We start from the raw sequence: 19610 nt of genomic DNA on the forward strand, positions 1-19610 counted from the left end.
GGCCGAACCGGCGGTCTTTAACGCGACATCGTGTTAAAACCAACCCGACACGCCTACTGTCACAAGGCCAAACCCCGGTCATAAACACCACGTTTGGTTCCTATAGCCCGGTACGTATGTACCGGCCCTTTCGCGTACCGCTACGATGGTGGGCATGACCGGAATGGAAGCGGAACAGCTGGCGCTTGAAGGGCTCGCCCCCCGCAAGCGGCGCCGTCGTGCGCCCGCGGCGCGAACGCCCGCCGCGCACGACCCAATCGCGCGCGTCGTGCTCGACATCCAGGCCACGCATCTGGGCCGCACCTTCGACTATCTCATCGACGAGAAGGATTCCGAAACCGCCCGTCCCGGCGCGCTCGTGCGCGTCCGGTTCGGCGGACGCCGCGTCAACGGCGTGATCTGGGAGCGTGCCGCCGCATCGGACACGCCGCGTTCCGCCCTGCGTTATCTCGAGCGCGTGCTCGGCGGCGACATTCTCGTCCCCGCCGCCATGCGCCGCGACATCACGCTCATCGCCGACGCGTACGGCGGCACGCGCGCCAACATCCTCCGCCTCGCCGTGCCGCCGCGCGTCGCCAAAGTCGAACAGGAGCAGCGGCTCGTCGCCGGCTTCGCGCGTCACTCGGATGCCAGGCCCCCTTTGGCGAGGGGGCTGTCGGCGCAGCCGACTGGGGGAGAGACCGCTGCCGCGCCCGTCGACGTGTGTTATGACCGCATGTCGGCCCACTACGACGCGGGCGTGCGCGACCTGCGCGACGCGCTGCACGCCCGCGCCTTCCGCTCGTTCGTCTTCGACCCGCTGCCCGGCGTCGGCCAGGCCGCCAGCGCCCTCGCATGGATGGCCGCCGAATCGTTGTCCGCCGGACACGCGGCCGTCGTCGTCCTGCCCGGCATGAAGGAGACCCACGACGTGCTCGACGCGTTGCAGGCGCTCGGATTCGCGCCGTTCGGACCGGGGCGCGCCAGTGCCGGGACCGGCGGCTGGACCGGCGACGTCGCCATCCTCAGCGCCGAGATGCCGCCCGTCGACCGCTACCGCGCCTACCTCGCCGTCGCCACCGGGCAGGTGAAGTGCGTGATCGGGCCACGCGCCGCCATGTACGCGCCCGTCGACGGACCGGGACTGTTCGCCATCATGGACGACGTCGCCTACCAGCAGGCCGACGGGATGATGCCGTACGCGCATGCGCGCGGCGTACTCAGATTGCGCGCGCAGGCGCATGGCGGCGTGTTCGTCGCGCTCGCCAATGCGCGCAGCCCGTTGAGCCAGATGGAGGCCGTGGGGATTCCCGGCGTGCCGCGGCGCGCCGTCACGACCGCGGTGAGCGGGCCGTCCACACCCGTCCGCCCGCTGCCCACCGTGCTCCGTGACGCCATGCCATGGGTGCGATGGCTCAATCGCGAGGAGCTCGCGCGTCTCGCCGACCCGTCCATCGGCGCGCGTGTGCCGCACGTCGCCGTCGGCAACATCCGGGAAGCGCTGCGCTCCGGTCCCGTCCTGTTCTCCATCCCCTCCGACGGCGTGTCGGAGGCGTTGAGCTGCGCGAACCCGAAATGCCTGCGGCAGGCGCGATGCCGCCGCTGCACCGGGCCATTGCAACGTGTGAACGGCAATCCGGTGCCGCGCTGCCGCTGGTGCGGCGCGGCCGCCTCGAACTGGACATGCCCGCACTGCCACGGCGAGCGGCTGCGCGTCGTGCGCGTCGGCGCGGCCGGCACCGCCGACGAACTGCGTGGCCTGTTCCGCGGCGTGCCCGTCCTGTTGTCGTCGCCCAGCCAACCGGGCGGCATGATCGGCGAGATCGACTACCGTCCGGTGATCGTCATCGCGACGCCCGGCGCCGAACCTCGCGTGCGCGCGCCGCAGGGCGACGGACCCCGTTACTCCCCCTATGCGGCCGTCGCGATCCTCGACGCATGGACGAGCCTGTACGCGCCGGGACTGGACGCGCGCGTGGACACTCTGTCCGCGTGGATGCGCGCCGTATCACTGTGCGCGCCGCGCGAACAGGGCGGTCAGGCGCTGCTGCTGGGGGAGACCGACCCGGCCATCGCGCAGTCGCTGATGCTCTGGGACTCGTCGCTGCTCGCCGCACGCGAACTCGCCGAACGCTACGAGACCGGCATGCCGCCGGTCGTCTCCGTCGCCTGCGTGTGGGGGCGGCGTGACGCCGTCGACTACGCGCTGCGCGCCGTCGGCGCGGCGATCGGCGGCGATATGGCCGTCTGCCCGCTGCCGCAGGGCGTCGACGTCGCGCCGGGCGGCGGCATATCGGGTGATAGCACATCGGGTGACGGCACATCGACGCCGGTCGACGTGACGCCGCCGGTCCCGGAGCTGCCGGGCGTGCTCGGACCGGTGCCGATCCCGCAGCCGCGCACCGTGGACGCGCGCGAACTCGAAGTGACCGCCGACCGCGTGCGCGCCGTCATCCGCGTGCCCCACGCGCGGCGCGAGGAACTCGCCGAACGGTTGCGCACCGCGGTCGCACGCCACGTGGCGGCCCGCGAACCCGGCGAACTGCGCTTCCAACTCGACAGAAAGGACCTGATCTAGCGTATGGCCTCCACCGTCCCGCACGCATGGGAACATGATGGCGGCGACGGGCGCACCCCGCCTGCGGAAACATACGGACACGAACGTAAGGAGACGCGATGAAGGGTTGGCCGGGAGAACCGGAAATGGACTACGACGTGTTGGTGGCCGACGGCGAGGCCGCAGCGAACGCGGGCAAGCCGATTACCGACGTCATCTTCGACTTCGGCAACGTGCTCATCTACTGGGATCCGGCGGCCGTGCTCATCCCGCGCTACAGCCAGAAGACCATCGACGAGTTCCTCGACAACGACATATCCGGCTTCTACGACGCGAACGACCGCATGGACGGCGGCGCCACCCCCGAGGAGGGTGTTGCGTGGATGCGCGAGACCCACGGCGACAAGTGGGCCGACATCCTCCGGTACTATCTCGACAACTTCGAGGACTCGCTCGTCGGCGTCGTCCCCGGCGCGCGCGTGCTCATCAACGACCTCAAGGCCGCGGGAATCGGCGTGTGGGGCCTGTCCAACTGGGAGAAGGAGCTGTTCCCGATCGCCGAGAAGGCCACGCCGATCCTCGGACAGCTCGACGGCAAGGTCGTCTCCGGCTACGTGAGGCTGCGCAAGCCGCACAAGGACATCTACGAGCGCGCGTTGCAGGAGTTCGGCATCACCGCCGACGGCGCCGTGTTCATCGACGACAAGGCGATGAACATCGTCGGCGCGAACGCCGCCGGCATCCGCGGCATCCGCTTCAAGGACCCGGTCAAGCTGCGCCGCCTCCTCATCGACGCCGGCGTGAACATCCCCGACCTCCAGTAGCGTGTCTCCGCCTCTGGTGGCGGAGACCAGCGTATTTCCTTGGCTCCCCCCCCCCCCCCGGGGGGGGAGCTGTCGGCGCAGCCGACTGAGGGGTGTATCCCACCCCCACCATCAACCCACCGAAAGGAATCCCACCACTCCATGCTCAAACTGCTGTTCGCCGGCACCCCCGACGTGGCCGTGCCGTCACTCAAGGCGTTCGCCGCCGACCCGCGCTTCGAGGTCACTGCCGTGCTCACCCGCCCCGACGCGCCCACCGGCCGCGGCCGCAAGCTGAAGCCCAGCCCGGTCAAGGCGGCCGCGCTCGAGCTCGGCATCCCCGTCATCGACGCGAAGCCGCGCGACCCCGGCTTCCTCGACACGCTGAAGTCGCTGGACGTGGACATCGCCGCCGTCATCGCCTACGGCAACATCCTGCCTGCCGACGTGTTGGACGCCGTGCCGCTCGGCTGGTACAACCTCCACTTCTCCAACCTGCCCGCATGGCGCGGCGCCGCCCCGGTGCAGCGCGCCATCTGGGCCGGCGACGCGACCACCGGCGCCGACGTGTTCAAAGTGGGCGTCGGCTTGGACGACGGCCCCGTCATCGCGACGATGAGCGTGACGCTCACCGGCCGCGAAACCTCCGGCGAACTGCTCGACCGACTCGCCGAGGAAGGCGCGCCCATGTACGTGGACGCGCTCGCACGCGTGGGGGAGGGGACCGCGGTCTACACGCCGCAGCCCGCCGAGGGCTTCACGTACGCGCACAAGATCACCGTCGAGGACGCACGCATCGACTTCGCGAAGCCGCTTGACGAGACCGACCGCCAGATCCGCGCCTGCACGCCGCATCCCGGCGCATGGTGCGAACTGCACGCGGGCGGCGACGCGGACGATGCGAAGCCGCTCACCCTGCACATCCTGCGCGCCCAGCCGGCCGATCCCGCGAACCCGAACACGCCCGCGTCGCTCGCGCCGGGCGAACTCAAGACCGGCAAGCGCAACGTGTGGGTCGGCACCGGCGGCGCGCCGCTCGAACTCACCGAAGTCAAGGCGCAGGGCAAGAAGGCCATGCGCGCCGCCGACTGGGCGCGCGGGGCGCGGCTCGGCGAAGGGGCGCGGCTCGCGTAGGGGGTCTCTCCCTCCGTCATCGCTTCGCGATGCCACCTCCCTCGTCAGAGGGAGGCAAGGGAGAGCGACCGCGTGGTGAGCCGATGCCTATGAACCTCCCTCGCCAGAGGGAGGCATAAAAGGGCGAGTCTAGCGGCGCAGGAGGTCGAGGACCTTGGTGAGGTCGCGCTCGTCGATGGCGGCGGGCGCGGCGGCACGGGTCTTCGGCTTCGCGCAGAACGCGACGCCGAGACCGGCGGCCTGGATCATCGGAATGTCGTTCGCGCCGTCGCCCACGGCCACGGTCTGCGCCATGGCGACGCCGTCACTCGCCGCCCACTCGCGCAGCGCCTCCAATTTCACCGTCTTGGTCACGATTGCGCCGTCCACTTTGCCGGTGAGCCGGCCGTCGCGCGCCTCGAGACGGTTCGCCAGACGGTGGTCGATATGCGCCTCCTCGACGAGACGGTCCACCACCTCGTGGAAACCGCCGGAGACGACGCCCACCTTCCAGCCGTGCGCGTGCAGTTCGTCGATGAGCGCCAGCGCGCCGCGGGTGAAATGCACCCGGTCGTGCACCGTGTCGAACACGGAGACCGGCAGCCCCTCCAACAGGGCCACGCGGGCGCGCAACGCCTCGCGGAAGTCCAGTTCGCCGCGCATCGCGCGCGCGGTCACCTCGGCGATGCGCGCGCCGCATCCGGCCGCCTCGCCCAGTTCGTCGATGACCTCCTCGTCGATGAGCGTCGAATCGACGTCCATCACCAGCAGTCCCGGCTCGGCGAGCGTCGGCGGCTTCGCGACCGCGGACGCGGCCTTCCGGTCACCGTCGCCGTCATCGTGGGGCACGCCGGCGCCCTGCTCGTCAAGGAATTGCGTGGTTTCAAGCGTCATGCCCCCGATTGTCGAAAAACCTTGGGACAATCCCTCATATGATTTTCGACGCCATTCATGACGCCACGACCATGACCATCACCGCCGCGACCGTCCACGTCGCCGCCCCCGCCGCGGCCTCGCCCGTCTGCCCGACCGGCGACGGCGGCCTCATCCAAGTCATCACCGACTGGCTCGTCTCCCTCATGGAGACGGTCGGCGGCATCGGCGTGGCCCTCGCCATCGCCCTCGAATCGATCTTCCCGCCGATCCCCTCCGAAGTGATCCTGCCGCTCGCCGGATTCACCGCCTCCCGCGGCACCCTGCACCTCGCCGAGGCGATCATCTGGGCGACCGTCGGTTCCCTCATCGGCGCGTGGGCGCTGTACGGCATCTCCCGATGGGTGGGGCTGCGCCGCATCCACAAGGCCGCCGACAAGATCCCCGGCGTGAGCCGCAACGACGTGGACAAGGCGAACGACTGGTTCACCCGCTACGGCACGTGGAGCGTGCTCATCGGCCGCGTCATCCCCGTCGTGCGCTCGCTGATCTCGATCCCCGCCGGCTTCAACCGCATGAACTTCCTGCATTTCACCGGATGGACGCTGCTCGGCTCCGCCGTGTGGAACACGATCCTCGTCTCCGCCGGCTACTTCCTCGGCGCCGGATGGTGCTCGATCCTGGGGGTGCTCAACGTGTTCGAGGATGTGGTCATCGTCGCCTTCATCGTGGTCATCGCCGTGTGGGCCGTGCGGAAGGTGCGTACAGTGATGCAGAACAGGAACGGACGACGGGACGGGTGAGACCACCTTGGGCCGCCGGCCACCCCCTCAGTCGCGCATCCGCGCGACAGCTCCCCCTGAAGGGGGGCGCAAGGCTACCCCTCAGTCGGCGTTGCCGACAGCTCCCCTGACAAGGGGAGCCGAGGGGAGGGGCGACCGGTGGCCGGCTCCGTTGACGAGCGCAGGGCTACCCCTCAGTCGTGCATCCGCGCGGCAGCTCCCCTGACAAGGGGAGCCGAGGGAATGGGGGCGGCCGGTGGCCGGCTCCGTTGGAGATGAAAGGAGAGGCGATGAGCGAGGAGACCGCCCGGGAACTGGCGGAGGTGAACGACCGGCTCATGGCGCGCAACCATGCGCTCGCCGAGGCGTTGAACCGCGCCGGCAAGGAGCTCACCAAGGCGCGCTCGCAATTGGCGCAGCTCGCCCAGCCGCCGCTCACCTTCGCCACGATGGTGAAGGTCGACTCGTCGCGCGTCGACGACATGGGCGTGCAGCACGCCAGCGCCGAGGTCATCGCCGGCACGCGCCGCATGGTCGTGCCCGTCGCCGCGAACCTCAACGCGTCCCGTCTCGCCGCTGGCGCCACCGTCGTGCTCAATGAGAAGATGGTGCTCGTCGAACAACGCGACCACGACGTGCTCGGCCCGGTCCGCACCGTCACGGAGACGCTCGCCGACGGCCGTCTCGTCGTCGCCGACGCTGGCGGCAATCCGAGCGTCGTCCGTCGCGCCAGCGCGCTCGCCTCCACCATGTTCGACAAGGGCGACCGCGTCGTCGTCGAGGCGTCCGGCCGCATCGCCGTCACCGCCCTGCCGAAGCAGGACGACGCCGACCTCGTGCTCGAGGAGACGCCCGACGTCACGTTCGACGACATCGGCGGCCTCGACCGGCAGATCGACCGCATCCGCGACGCCGTCCAGCTGCCGTTCCAGCACCGTGACCTGTTCGCCCGCTATGATCTCGCCGCGCCCAAGGGCGTGCTCCTGTACGGTCCCCCCGGCAACGGCAAGACGCTCATCGCGAAGGCCGTCGCCCATGCGCTCGCCGAAGGCGCAGGCACAGGCAAACCCGGCGTGTTCCTCTCCGTGAAGGGCCCCGAACTGCTCAACAAGTTCGTCGGCGAGTCGGAGCGTCTCGTCCGCCTCATCTTCCAGCGTGCGCGCGAACGCGCCGCCGACGGCCGCCCCGTCATCGTGTTCATCGACGAGATGGACTCGTTGCTGCGCACGCGCGGCTCCGGCGTCTCCTCCGACGTGGAGACGACGATCGTGCCGCAGTTCCTCGCCGAATTGGATGGCGTCGAATCGCTCGGCAACGTGATGGTGATCGGCGCCTCCAACCGCGTCGATATGATCGACCCGGCCGTGTTGCGCCCGGGCCGTCTCGACGTGAAGATCCGCATCGACCGGCCGGACGGCGAGGCGGCCGTCGCCATCGTGCGTCACTATCTGACCGACGACCTGCCGCTCGAACACGGTCTCGACGCGGACGCGCTCGCCCGCGTGCTCGTTCGCGACATCTACACGCGCTCCTCCCGCCGCCATCTCGCCGACGTGCGCGACGAGCACGGCACCTGGAACGCGCTGTTCCTCGCCGACGTGACGAGCGGCGCGAGCCTCAAGAACATCGTCGACCGGGCGAAGACGCTCGCCGTGAAGGCGTCGATCGAACGCGGCGGCGACGTGGCGATCGGCGTGGACCTGCTCGCGAAGGCCGTCGAGGACGAGTTCGCGGAAACCCGCGATTCGCTGCTCGATGCCGACCCCGTCCAGTGGAGCCGCGTCAACGGCTTCGACGCCGGCACCGTCACCGCCATCCGCGGTGTCGAATAGTAGCAAGGAGTGGAACATGACCGTCAGACGAGTGATGGGGACGGAGACCGAGTACGCGGTGTCGCAGCCGGGCGTCGCCTACTACCAGCCGGTCAAACTGAGCTTCGACGTGGTTGGCGCGGCCGCCGACGACGCGACCCGGCACATCCGCTGGGACTACCGTCAGGAGGACCCGGTCAACGACGCGCGCGGCACCCGGCTCGACCGCGCCGCCGCCCGCCCCGACATGCTCACCGACGCGCCCCAGCTCAACATCACCAACGTGATCGCCCCCAACGGCGGACGTATCTACGTGGACCACGCGCACCCCGAATACTCGGCACCCGAAACCACCGACCCGTTCCAGGCGCTGCTCTACGACCACGCCGGCGACCGGCTCATGCTCGCCGCCGCCCGGGCCGCCAGCGCCACCGATCCCGAGCTCAAGGCGTCCGGGCATCCGGTCGTGCTCCACCGCAACAACGTGGACGGCAAAGGCGCCAGCTGGGGCACGCACGAGAACTACATGATGCGCCGCGACGTGCCGTTCAGCGACGTGGCCGCGCTGATGACCGCGCACTTCGTCTCCCGCCAGATCTGGGCCGGCTCCGGCCGCGTCGGCATCGGCGAGGCGAGCGAGGAACCCGGATTCCAGCTGAGCCAGCGCGCCGACACGATCCACGCGAAGATCGGCCTGCAGACCACGTTCGACCGGCCCATCATCAACACGCGCGACGAATCCCACGCCACCGACGCATTCCGCCGCCTCCACGTGATCGTCGGCGACGCGAACCGCATGGACGTGCCGCAGGTGCTCAAACTCGGCGTCACCTCCATCCTCCTGTGGACGCTCGAACACGCGCGCGAAGCCGACTACGACCTCGACACGCTGCTCGGCTCCCTCCAACTCGCCGACCCGGTCGAGGCGATGCACACCGTCTCCCACGACCTGACGCTCGCCGCCCCGCTGCCGCTCGAAACCGGCGGCACCACCACCGCATGGCTCATGCAGGTGGCCCTGCGCCGCGCCGTCTACGAGGTCGCCGCCGCCACGCTCGGCACCGACACGAAGGGCGAACCCGCGTGGGAGGACCGCGAGACCCGCAACGTCATGGCCATGTGGGGGCAGGCGCTCGCCGACACCGCCGCCATCCGCCACGCGGACGACGACAAGCGCCTCACGATGAAGGCGGAGGCCGGGCGCGTCGAATGGCTGCTCAAATGGCAGCTGCTCGAAAAGCTGCGCCGCAAGATCGCCAGCAAGACAGGCGTCGCCGCCGGCACCGACGCCTCCTCCTGGGCCGATCCGCGCCTCGCCGCCGTCGACCTGTCCTGGGCGGCGCTCGACCCGGCGAAATCCGTGTTCGCGAAACTCGCCGCCGCGGGAAGCGCCGAGCGCCTCGTCGACGACGACGCGCTCGCACGCGCCGCGCAGAACCCGCCCGAGACGACGCGCGCCTGGCTGCGCGCCGCGCTCGTGCGCACGTTCCCCGCCGACGTCGTCGCCGCCAGCTGGTCGCACCTGACCGTGCGCAAGCCGGTCTCCGGCACCGGTGAGGCGGGCGAAGCGATGCCGGAGACGTACGGCAACGCGTCGGCGGCCGAGGCGACGAGCGTGCGTCCCGGCGACCTCGTCAGCCTCGACATGTCCGACCCGCTCGCCTTCCGTAAGGAGAACGTCGAGACCGCGCTCGCCGAGGCGGGCGACGCGGCCTCGCTGATCGAACGGCTCGCGCTGCGCCGATAGCCGTCGACGCCGTCGTGCGGCCGGCGGCCGTCTCGCCGCCGCCGTCTCGTCGCCGGCCGCACGACACCACCACAAAACACCGATAAGATGGTGAACCATGGCACAACAGGAGAATCTGCGCGACCTCGCGATGAAGGTCGCCGCCATCGCCCAGGCCGCCGGCAAACACGCCCTGCAGGATCAGATGGCACCGCATGACATGCTCATCTCACGCGACAAGCCGGAGGAACAGTCCAACGCGGAAGTCGACGGACGACTGCTGCGCTACATGTCCGGCCGTCTCGCGGACATGGAGCACTTCGACGGCTTCTGGCAGACGCGTCCGTCGAAATCCCGCCCCGGGCAGCGCTACTGGTGCGTCGGCAAGATCGACGGCACCATCAACTACATCCGCAACATGAGCGAATGGGCCGTCACCGTATCCCTGTTCGAATTCAACGAGGAGGGCTCCGCGCAGCCGATCCTCGGCGTCGTGCACGCGCCGGCGCTCGGCGAGACGTATCTCGCCGCGAAGGGCGCGGGCGCGCTGCGCATCCGCAACACGCCCGTCGGCGAGAAGCGCGAGAAGGTCGTCCCGTCCATGACCTCCTCGCTGGACGGCGCGGTCGTGAGCTTCGGCATGTCCTACGTGCCCGGCGAGGCCGACCGCGCGCTGCACACCGTCGCCGCGCTCGCCGAAGGCCATCCCGCCGACATCAAGCGCGTCGGCCCCGCCTCGCTCGACCTGTGCAAGGTGGCCGACGGCACGTACGACGCGTATTTCGAACCGATGCTGCACGAGTGGGACGTGCCCGCCATCTCCGCGGCCGCCGTGGTCGTCTGGGAGGCGCAGGGCACGCTGCGGCGCTGGAACGGCAACGGCATCCACTGGCGTCAGGACAACGACGTGCTCTGCACGAACGGCCTGATCGACCGCGAGATCAAGCCGTACCTCATCCAGGGCGAAGGCGAGTGACGTCCGGTCGACCGGACGGACGGAAAGAACGGAAGGGGAACCATCATGCCTCAGGAATTCGCGCAGGCGAACCAGTCCGCGCAGTCGGACCAGCAGGACGCGGGCGAGGAGCTCGCGTCCGCGCAGGCCGCGCAGCAGTCGGACGTCGAATTCGACGCGCTCGACGCGGTGCTCGACGACATCGAATCCACGTTGGAGACCAATGCCGAGGAGTACGTGAACAGCTTCGTGCAGAAGGGCGGCGAGTGATGCCGCAGCTGCGCGACAGTGGCACGCGCGCCGCCCACGAGGCGGGCGCGACGCCGGCTGCCGAACTCGACGGCTTCATGCGCATCTTCGGCGTCGAGACCGAATACGGCGTGTCCGTCACCGGCGCCGACCGTCCGGTGGACGCCGGACAGGTCGCGATGACCATGTTCCAGCCGGTCGTCTCCCGCGCCCGCTCGACGAACACGTATCTCGACAACGGTTCGCGCCTCTACCTCGACGTCGGCTCCCACCCGGAGTACGCGACCGCGGAGGCGCGCGACCCGCTCGACGCGCTCGCGCAGGACGCGGCCGGCGAACGCGTGATGGCGTCGCTCGCGCAGGACGCGCAGACGCGGCTCCGCGCGAGCCACGGCGCGGGCGCGACGATCCACGTGTTCAAGAACAACGTGGACTCCGCCGGCCACGCGTTCGGCTGCCACGAGAACTATCTCGTCCGCCGGTTCGTGCCGTTGGAGACGATCGAGCGGCAGCTGCTGCCGTTCCTCATCACCCGTCAGCTGTACACGGGCGCCGGCCGGTTCACGCCGGACGGCTTCCAGATTACGCAGCGCGCCGACTTCCTCGACGAGGCGGTCTCGTCCGCGACCACGCGTTCGCGCCCGATGGTGAATACGCGCGACGAGCCGCACGCCGACCCCGAATCGTTCCGCCGTCTGCACGTCATCATCGGCGACTCCAACCGCTCCCAGTGGGCCACGTGGATGAAACTCGCCGTCACGCACCTCGTGCTGTGCGTGATCGAGGACGCGGTGCGCCGCGGGGTGCCGAGCGGGTTCGAGGATCTCACGTTCGCCGATCCGGCCGCCGCGAACCGCGCGGTCAGCCGTTGGCTGGACGCGGGTACGGACGGGCGGGAGCCGGGCGATGCGTCCGGCGCGGGCGGCGCGGGCGATGCGGGCGATGCCGCGGCCGCCGGCATGCCCGATCCGCTCGCCATGCAGCGTCGCTACCTCGGCATCGTCGAGGCGTTCGTGCGCGACCGTCGTGAAGCGGTCGCCGCCTCCCTGCCGAGAACGGACGTCGATACCGTGCTCGCCGACTGGCGGTGGGCGTTGGACGCGCTGGAACGGCGGGATTTCGCCGCGTTGTCGCTGCGCGTCGACTGGGCGGCGAAGCACCTGCTCGCCGCCGCGATGCGCCGTCGCCGGCCGGACCTGGACTTCGCGCAGCTGGAACGATTGGAACTCGACTACCATGACGTGGCCAATGGGCGGCTCTACGGTTCGCTCGTCGCGCACGGCCGGTTGCGCGAGCTGCTGGACGGCGCGCGCGTGGCGGCCGCGAAGCACGAGCCTCCCGCCGACACGCGCGCCGCGTTGCGTGGCGCGTTCGTGCGTCGCGCGCTCGACACGGGCGTCCAGTTCTCCTGCGACTGGACGACGCTCGTCGTCACCGCGCCGACCCGCCGCGAGGCGACCCTCCTCGACCCGTTCGGCGCCAAGCCGACCGACGCCTACCGCAAGCTGATGGCCGCGATGGGGTAGGCGTCGGAAGGCTTGACGCATGCCCCCTCAGTCGGCCTTCGGCCGACAGCTCCCCCTGAAGGGGGCGCAAAGAATCGACGTACGATTGTCCCTTTGCTCCCCCTTGCAGGGGGAGCTGTCCGGCTATGCCGGACTGAGGGGGGTATGAGGGGGTACAGAAGGTCGACATACGCGAGGGGCCTCCGCACCGATTGGTGCGGAGGCCCCTCGAAGATTTATGCTGCTACGCCGCTGGGCGGAAGACTCACTTGTTGGTGACGGCCTTCTTCAGCAGGGAGCCGGCGGAGATACGCACGCCGTAGGTGGCGGGGATCTCGATGGTCTCGCCGGTGCGCGGGTTGCGGCCCGTGCGGGCGGCGCGCTTGACGCGCTCGGCGGAGAACAGGCCGGTCAGCTTCAGGCCTTCGCCGGACTGCATGGCCTCGACGAACACATCCTGGAAGGCGTTGACGGCGGCCTCGGCCTGGGCCTTGGTCAGGTTGGACTTCTGGGCGATCTTCGAAACGAGATCAGACTTGTTGTATGCCATGAACAGCATCCTTCTTTGTCCGGGGACCGGCAACTTGGCCGCCGGTCCGTTTATTTCATAGATGATGATAGCGCATGATGAGGCCAAACAGCGCATTTTTCAACGATTTCACGTGTTCCACAAGTGATTTTCACGGATTTCGCATCTCCCTCGCGCATCACACGAGGTTGCGCTTGTCCAGCCACTTCATCGCCAGCGCGCCCAAGGGGATGCGCAGCCAGTAGAAGACGACGCGGTGCAGCAGCGTGGCGGACAGGGCGACGCCCTGCGGCACTCCCACCGCGGCGAACGAGACGGTGAGCGCCGCCTCCACGCCGCCCAAGCCGCCCGGGGTCGGCACCGCCGAGCCGAGCGCGTAGGCGAGCATGAACACGAACGTCGTCTCGATCGGATTCGTGTTCACGCCGAACGCGAGCAGCGCCGCCCAGAACGCGAGTCCCGTCGTGATGTTCTGCAGGAGCGCGCCGGCCACGCTCGCCGACAGCTGCACCGGCTGGCCGAGCACGTCGAGCAGCTGGTTGAGATAGCGTTTCGCGACCGGCACGAGCCGCTGCATGACGGTATGGCGCACCGGCGGGACCATCATCGCGACGGAGAACACGGCGACGGCGATGCCGAACACGATCGCCAGCGTGTTCGTCGGAATCATGCCGGAGAACGTGTTGCGTCCCGTGAACAGGCCGATGACCACGATGATCACCGCGTACGTCGCATAGTAGACGACGAGCGCCGCGCTCATGATCGCGGTCGCCGCCGTATTGCGGTAGCCGGATCGGCGCAGGAACTGGAGGTTCACGAACGAGGGGCCCACGCCCGCGGGCATCGACACGGTCGCGAAGCCGCCCGCCACCTGGCTCATGAACACGCCCGCCGGGTTGCGCCGGTCGCGGTCCATCAGCGCGCCGAGCGAGACCGACGACCCGATCCAGCCGCACAATCCGAACGCGAGGCAGACGAGCGCCATGACCGGATTCGCGTTGCGCACCGCGGCGATGATCTCGTCGGGGCGCATCTGCGTGAACACGACGACCGCGGCGACGATGAGCAGCAGCATCGTGATCATCGAACGCAGCGAGAACCGCGCCAACGTGACCGTCTCCACGGGGGCGTCCGCGGCGTCGGACTGGACGGCGCCGGCGGCCGCCGGCGCGCCGTCCGACGACGCGGCGACGGTTTCGGCGTCGTCGTCGCGTCGCGGCGCGACCGCCTCACGCAACGATGTGAGCGTGGACTTGTCCCACGAGTCGAGCGCGCGCGTGGGGGCGGGCACCGCGATTTTCTGGATGAACGGGGCGATCGCGGCGAGCGTCGCCTCGTCCCACGCGTCGCGGGCCGCCGCCACCGCCTCGTCCACGCCGATCAGCGCGGCGAACAGGGCGAGCAGCTGGACCTTGTCCAACGCGACGTTGGCGGGGGAGGACGCGGCGTCGCCGTTCTGCCATCCGGCGATCACCGGCGTGCCGTCCTCGAAGCGCGACAGCACGCCCGGCGTGATGCGCCGGTGCGTGTAGCCGCGACGGTTCGCGACGGCCAGATAGCGCATGTAGTCGACGGCGTCGGCGCGCGTCAGCGTGTTCGGGTTCGCGGCGAGCTCCGTCGTATGCGCGTTGAGGATGAGGATCGCGGACTCCTCGGTGTCTGCGATCGCGTAGGGCGCGGGTGCGGGCAGCTTCACGTTGTGCAGGCCGAGCAGCATCGACAGGTGATGCTGGACGGCGTCGCGCGCCGAACGGTCGCGGCGCATCGCCACGCCGGAGAAGCGCAGCCAGTCCCACAGCTGCTTGAGATAGCCGGCCGTATGCGTCTGCGCGTCCAGTACGGACACCGTGTACCGGCCGCCGTCGCGGGTCTCGAGATCGTAGATGCGCGAGCCTTCGACCAGATCGTCGTCGAGGGAGGCGCTGAGCGACCGTACGCCCGGCGACGGGTCCTCGCGGCGCACCAGCGACGACGGGTCGAGGCCGACGCCGCGCAGCGCGGCCGCCAGATCCTCGCCCCACACGCCCTTGTTCTGCGTGCCGACCGCGAACCGGATGAGCATGCCGACCGTGCGCCCGCAGGCGAACGAGACGAGCATGCCGGTCACCGAATGCCAGGAGAGCACCACCATGACCGCGGCCGTCGCATACAGGATGTTCCACCCCCATTTGACGCTGGAACGCGTGCGGCGCGGGCCGGCGACGGTGAGGAACGAGGCCATGCCCGCGTACATGTTCGGCAGCAGTCCGGAGCCGAACGCGGTCGCGGCGGAGGCGAGCGACAGGGCGAGCGTCTTGTCGGCGAGACCGCTGATGCCGGCGGACGCCAGCCAGACCGCGCCGTACCCGGCGAACATGGAAAGCGCGGAGACCGCGGACTGCAGCCATTCGCGGCTGAGCAGCAGCTGGCACAGGACCATGACCACGATGACGAGCGTGGCGAACTGCTGCAGGACGGTGGACGGGATCCCGGCCAGCCAGTCGATGGCCCGGGCGGCGGTGTGCGCGTCGGATTCGACGCCGCGCGTCATGCCGCCCAGATATACGGCGAACACCATGACGACGGCCGCCAGTCCGAGGGACATGGCGGCGCGTGTCAGATCACCGAAGTCGTGTGTGCGCCGGGGCGCCACATCGTCGATGTGCATGGGCTTATGCGGCTCCTTGCAGGGTGCGGGGTGGGACGGGTCAGCGATCGAAGGCGACGAGCTTCGAGGCGACGCCCGTGTACGTGGCCGGGGTGAGCGCCTTGAGACGGGCGGCGGTCTCCGGATCGAAGGACTGCTGGTCGATGAACGCCTCGACCTGCGCCTGGTCGATCGTGTGGCCGCGCATGAGCTCCTTGACCTTCTCGTACGGCTTCTCCATGCCCGGCAGGCCGCGCAGCTCGCAGGCGCGCATCGCCGTCTGGATGGGCTCGCCGAGCACCTCCCAGTTCTCGTCGAGCTCGCGCGTGATGACGTGCTCGTTCGGGTGGATGGACTTCAAGCCGCCCATCAGGTTGTACAGGGCGAGCTGCGAGTAGCCGAGCGCCGAGCCGATGTTGCGCTGCGTGGTCGAATCGGTCAGGTCGCGCTGCCAGCGGGACTCCACCAGCGTGGCGGACAGCGTGTCGAGCAGCGAGCAGGACAGCTCGAAGTTGGCCTCCGCGTTCTCGAAGCGGATCGGGTTGACCTTGTGCGGCATCGTGGAGGAGCCGGTCGCGCCCTTGACGGGCACCTGGGCGAACACGCCGCGCGAGATGTACATCCACACGTCCACGCACAGGTTGTGCATGATGCGGTTCGCGTGGGCGATGGTCGAGTAGAGCTCCGCCTGCCAGTCGTGGGATTCGATCTGCGTCGTCAGCGGGTTCCAGGTCAGGCCCATGCGGTTCTCGACGAACTCGCGGGAGACGGCGATCCAGTCGACGTCCGGGCAGGCGGCCAAGTGAGCGCCGAACGTGCCGGTCGCGCCGTTGATCTTGCCCAGGTACTCCTGGTTCTCGATGTGCTTGAGCTGGCGGTTCAGACGGTAGACGTAGACGGCGAGCTCCTTGCCGAGCGTGGTCGGCGTGGCCGGCTGGCCGTGCGTGAGGGAGAGGAGCGCGAGGTCCTTGTGCTCCTCGGCCTTGGCGGCGAGATGGTCGATGATCTCCTTGAACGCCGGGGTCCAGACGTTCTCGACGGCGTTCTTCACGCAGCGGGCGATCGACAGGTTGTTGATGTCCTCGGAGGTGCACGCGAAGTGGACGAGCGTCTTGAGACGGTCGTTGATGTGCGTGGAGCCGGCCGGGGCCTTGGCGAACTGGTCGTCGATGTAGTATTCGACGGCCTTCACGTCGTGGTGGGTGACGGCCTCGTGCGCGGCGTGCTGCTTGATGCCCTCGGCGCCGAAGTCCTCCGGGATGGAGCGGAGGAACGCCTTCTCCTCCTCGGTGAACGGCTCGACGCCGTCGATGATCGGCCGATTGCCGTTGCCCTCGAAGCCGTTGGCCAGGAGGATCATCCACTCGACCTCGACGCGCATGCGCTCGCGGTTGAGGGCCGGCTCGCTCAGGTATTCCACGAGCGGGGCGGTGGCGTTGTGGTAGCGGCCGTCGAGCGGCGTCAGTGCGATTGCGGGGGAAATATCGGTAAGCTTCATAGTTGTTAGGGTACTTCCAGCCGTGAACCGGGGGAATGGCTGCGATTTGTGCCGTTCTGTGCGGTTTCGCTGTGCGATGTTGTGTGGTTTTGCGGCTGTTCGCCCCTGTTTACATGACCGTTTCCCGCGACCGTATACTGGCATGCGGCGTTCCCGCCCGGACCGCGCAGGTCAAGGAGCGCCGACGCGGGGCGTCGTCACGACGCCGGCGCCATCGTATCGTACCGTGCGCGGTCTTGGGAATCATCGAAGGGATCGTGGGAACAGCATGTCCGCCATCACCGATCGTCAATCATCGCAATCATCGAACTCCGTCGCGCCGGAAGCCGCGCACGACGGGACGCGCCTCAAGTGGCGGCCGCTCGACATCGCCGTCGGCGCGACGCTCGGCGTCGCCTGCGGCGTCATCTTCTGGGGCTTCAACTTCGCGTACATGCCGATCTCGTCGTTCCTCGGCGCCGTGCTGCCGGGACTCGCCAGCGTGACGCACGCCATGTGGTACTTCTCCGGCACGCTCGCCGTGCTCGTCCTGCGCAAGCCGGGCGCCGCGCTCTACGTGAACGTGGTCGGCACGCTCGTCGAGACCGTAATCGGCAGCCAGTACGGCATCGGATTCGTGATCGTCTCCGCGCTGCTGCAGGGCGTGTTCGCCGAGATCCCGTTCTTCGTGACCCGCTACCGCGTGTTCAACCTGCCGGTCTCGATTGCCTCCGGCGCGATGGTCGCGCTCGAATACGGCTTCTACCTGCTGTTCTTCCGCTACCAGGGCGTGGCGCTGGTGAGCCCGCGCGGCATCGTGCACATGATCTCCGAGGTGACGGGCGGCGTGGTGCTGAGCGGCGTCATGCCGTGGTTCCTCATGCTCGCCCTCGCCTCGACCGGCGTGCTCGACCGCCTCGCCTCCGGCAGGGCCCTGCTCCGCGCCCGTCCCCAGGCCTGACGCGCCGATTCGGCTCCCTCTGACGAGCCGAGCCGTGACGGAAACGCCGGAGGCTCGTGCGGGCCTTTGGTTTGGCCCCCTCTGACGAGGGGGCTGTCAGCGAAGCTGACTGGGGGAGAGAAAGCGGGCTTTTAGCCCGCATGGACATAGCGACGCGGCGGACCTTCTTTCCGGAAGATCCGCCGCGTCGCTATGGGGAAAGAAAACGCCGGCCCGGCTCAGATGCCGAACTCCTCCTCCGCCACGGACTGCACCGAATCGCCGACCAGCTCGGCCGTATCCGACTTGGCCTGTTCAATGCGGCCGAAGAACGCGTCCGCCTCCTCGTAGGTCAGCGAATGGCCAGCCTCCTTGGCGATGGCCATGACCTCGTCGATGGTCTGCGCCGCCGCAAGCTTCTCGTCAAGTTCCTTCTCGCTGATGCCAGTCATAGTCGACTCCTTGCGTCTCGTACCGCGGCCGTCGCACGCACGCCATCGGCGTCGGTGTCGTCGTGCGCCGCGGATTTCAGGAACCCCGCCCTCGGGATTCCCCGGCTGATTCCCGTTTTAGTCGTTTCCGGCCCGGACGGGTAGCGTTCCGCCCGGCGTTTCTCCATATCCGTCACGGTTCGCTCCGTGCTCGTCACCGTTCCTTCCTCATCCGTCACGGTTCGCTTCGTGGTTTTCCACGGGAATGTGTGTCGAATCATGGAGCGAGCCATGACGGCCGTGGAGGGAGCCGTTGGATTCACGGAGCGAACCGTGCTAATCCGGGAGTGAACGGATACGGCGGCGCACATGGACGACGAGGAGGGCCCGATATGGACGATGACGAACGGCGGTGGATCGGCGGGACATTGGAACGGCTTTCGCATTCGGCGTTCCGCGCGAAATTCGAACTGACCGCCAAGGACCGCGCCTATGCGCGCGACAAAGGCAAGGCGACCATCGACCGGCATGCGCGCGAGATGCTGCGCGCCCGCGTCGGCGACGCCGAGCCGAGGAACGACGGGCGGCAGACCCCGTGGCGCGGGCATCCGGTGTTCACCGCGCAACACGCGACCGCCACCTGCTGCCGCGGATGCATCGAGAAATGGCATCACATCCCCAAAGGCCGCGCACTGACCGACGCGGAGGTGGACCGTCTCGCCGACCTCGTCATGGCATGGATCGAACGCGACCTCGTGAACCATCCCGTGAATCAACCCGCCGGTCCGAGATGACGTGTCCGGCGGCGCGCGCCGAAACGGTACGCCGGGGACCATCAGGGACGCAACGGGGATGACGGAAAAATCAAACCCCTTGGAATCATTGGAATTCCAAGGGGTCTCCGGTGACCCCGGCCGGGCTCGAACCGGCGACCTACAGATTAGAAGTCAGTTGCTCTATCCAGCTGAGCTACGGGGCCAAACCCGTCACACTATAGCGGCTGGGGTGGAACGGCGCATGGAAGTGGCGCATGGGACGGCACACGCGCCTGCACGCCCATCGGGGAACACCCCTAGGGGATGCGGCGACGGACCGGCAGCTATACACTGGCCCTGGAAACGGCCCGACGGCCGGACCAAGGAAGGAAGTCCGTCAAGGACGACGAACGAAAAACGGGATACAGACGCATGCGACCGATGCGCGCACGTCCCGCAGGAGTGGAAGAGGGCCGCGACCATGCCGAAGCCAGAGGAG

General features: G+C 68.9%; 16 protein-coding genes and 1 tRNA gene. 11 read left to right on the top strand and 6 right to left on the bottom strand.

What is annotated here, in order from left to right; all coding sequences use genetic code 11:
- Nucleotides 1–154 precede the first annotated feature (154 nt).
- The 3 genes from AC1AYX_RS09220 (at nucleotide 155) to fmt (ending at nucleotide 4473) form a co-directional block, all read left to right on the top strand.
- The gene (locus AC1AYX_RS09220; protein WP_476503199.1) at nucleotides 155–2557 is read left to right on the top strand and encodes a primosomal protein N'; all 2403 of its coding nucleotides are present in this window, start codon (nucleotides 155–157) and stop codon (nucleotides 2555–2557) included.
- A 98-nt stretch (nucleotides 2558–2655) separates the two neighbouring features.
- Nucleotides 2656–3360 carry an HAD family hydrolase gene (locus tag AC1AYX_RS09225; RefSeq protein WP_476503200.1) on the top strand — a complete coding sequence of 235 codons (705 nt, stop codon included), beginning with the start codon at nucleotides 2656–2658 and terminating at the stop codon, nucleotides 3358–3360.
- 141 nt (nucleotides 3361–3501) lie between these two features.
- Entirely contained in the window at nucleotides 3502–4473 is a 972-nt protein-coding gene (gene fmt, locus AC1AYX_RS09230; RefSeq protein ID WP_476503201.1) for a methionyl-tRNA formyltransferase, read from the top strand.
- Between the two features lie 129 nt (nucleotides 4474–4602).
- On the opposite strand, the gene serB is transcribed toward fmt, so the two are convergent.
- Complete coding sequence (gene serB / locus AC1AYX_RS09235; RefSeq protein ID WP_476503202.1) at nucleotides 4603–5346, bottom strand: phosphoserine phosphatase SerB; 744 nt, start codon at nucleotides 5344–5346, stop codon at nucleotides 4603–4605.
- A gap of 71 nt (nucleotides 5347–5417) precedes the next feature.
- On the opposite strand from serB, the gene AC1AYX_RS09240 reads away from it, so the two are divergent.
- From AC1AYX_RS09240 to pafA, 6 genes are all read left to right on the top strand, one after another.
- Nucleotides 5418–6128, top strand: coding sequence for a DedA family protein (locus AC1AYX_RS09240; RefSeq protein ID WP_476503231.1), 711 nt, complete (start codon nucleotides 5418–5420; stop codon nucleotides 6126–6128).
- A 269-nt stretch (nucleotides 6129–6397) separates the two neighbouring features.
- Nucleotides 6398–7939, top strand: a complete 1542-nt coding sequence (gene arc / locus AC1AYX_RS09245) for a proteasome ATPase (RefSeq protein ID WP_476503203.1) — start codon at nucleotides 6398–6400, stop codon at nucleotides 7937–7939.
- A gap of 16 nt (nucleotides 7940–7955) precedes the next feature.
- A complete protein-coding gene (dop, locus tag AC1AYX_RS09250) occupies nucleotides 7956–9665 on the top strand; it encodes a depupylase/deamidase Dop (RefSeq protein WP_476503204.1) in 1710 nt (569 codons plus the stop codon).
- Between the two features lie 97 nt (nucleotides 9666–9762).
- On the top strand, nucleotides 9763–10620 hold the full coding sequence (locus AC1AYX_RS09255) for an inositol monophosphatase family protein (RefSeq protein ID WP_476503205.1): 858 nt from the start codon (nucleotides 9763–9765) through the stop codon (nucleotides 10618–10620).
- Nucleotides 10621–10665: 45 nt separating this feature from the next.
- Nucleotides 10666–10869, top strand: a complete 204-nt coding sequence (locus tag AC1AYX_RS09260) for a ubiquitin-like protein Pup (protein WP_476503206.1) — start codon at nucleotides 10666–10668, stop codon at nucleotides 10867–10869.
- The gene (gene pafA / locus AC1AYX_RS09265; protein ID WP_476503207.1) at nucleotides 10869–12374 is read left to right on the top strand and encodes a Pup--protein ligase; all 1506 of its coding nucleotides are present in this window, start codon (nucleotides 10869–10871) and stop codon (nucleotides 12372–12374) included. Before AC1AYX_RS09260 ends, pafA begins: the two co-directional genes overlap by 1 nt.
- 244 nt (nucleotides 12375–12618) lie before the next feature.
- Here pafA and AC1AYX_RS09270 read toward each other — a convergent pair whose 3' ends face one another.
- The 3 genes from AC1AYX_RS09270 to purB all read right to left on the bottom strand — a co-directional run bounded on the left by AC1AYX_RS09270 (nucleotide 12619) and on the right by purB (nucleotide 17006).
- Nucleotides 12619–12903: an HU family DNA-binding protein gene (locus AC1AYX_RS09270; RefSeq protein ID WP_055426949.1), complete on the bottom strand. Its 285-nt coding sequence runs from the start codon at nucleotides 12901–12903 to the stop codon at nucleotides 12619–12621.
- Between the two features lie 157 nt (nucleotides 12904–13060).
- Nucleotides 13061–15529: a lysylphosphatidylglycerol synthase transmembrane domain-containing protein gene (locus tag AC1AYX_RS09275; RefSeq protein WP_476503208.1), complete on the bottom strand. Its 2469-nt coding sequence runs from the start codon at nucleotides 15527–15529 to the stop codon at nucleotides 13061–13063.
- A gap of 40 nt (nucleotides 15530–15569) precedes the next feature.
- Complete coding sequence (purB, locus tag AC1AYX_RS09280) at nucleotides 15570–17006, bottom strand: adenylosuccinate lyase (protein ID WP_034526926.1); 1437 nt, start codon at nucleotides 17004–17006, stop codon at nucleotides 15570–15572.
- A 268-nt stretch (nucleotides 17007–17274) separates the two neighbouring features.
- Here purB and AC1AYX_RS09285 point away from each other — a divergent pair, with 268 nt between their 5' ends.
- Nucleotides 17275–17946, top strand: coding sequence for an ECF transporter S component (locus AC1AYX_RS09285; protein ID WP_476503209.1), 672 nt, complete (start codon nucleotides 17275–17277; stop codon nucleotides 17944–17946).
- Between the two features lie 218 nt (nucleotides 17947–18164).
- On the opposite strand, the gene AC1AYX_RS09290 is transcribed toward AC1AYX_RS09285, so the two are convergent.
- Complete coding sequence (locus tag AC1AYX_RS09290; protein WP_476503210.1) at nucleotides 18165–18377, bottom strand: Nif11-like leader peptide family natural product precursor; 213 nt, start codon at nucleotides 18375–18377, stop codon at nucleotides 18165–18167.
- A gap of 371 nt (nucleotides 18378–18748) precedes the next feature.
- On the opposite strand from AC1AYX_RS09290, the gene AC1AYX_RS09295 reads away from it, so the two are divergent.
- Complete coding sequence (locus AC1AYX_RS09295; protein ID WP_034526933.1) at nucleotides 18749–19150, top strand: DUF4186 domain-containing protein; 402 nt, start codon at nucleotides 18749–18751, stop codon at nucleotides 19148–19150.
- 111 nt (nucleotides 19151–19261) lie between these two features.
- On the opposite strand, the gene AC1AYX_RS09300 is transcribed toward AC1AYX_RS09295, so the two are convergent.
- Nucleotides 19262–19335: transfer RNA gene (locus AC1AYX_RS09300), tRNA-Arg, on the bottom strand.
- Between the last annotated feature and the right edge of the window lie 275 nt (nucleotides 19336–19610).

The organism is Bifidobacterium sp. LH_419 (assembly GCF_056356955.1).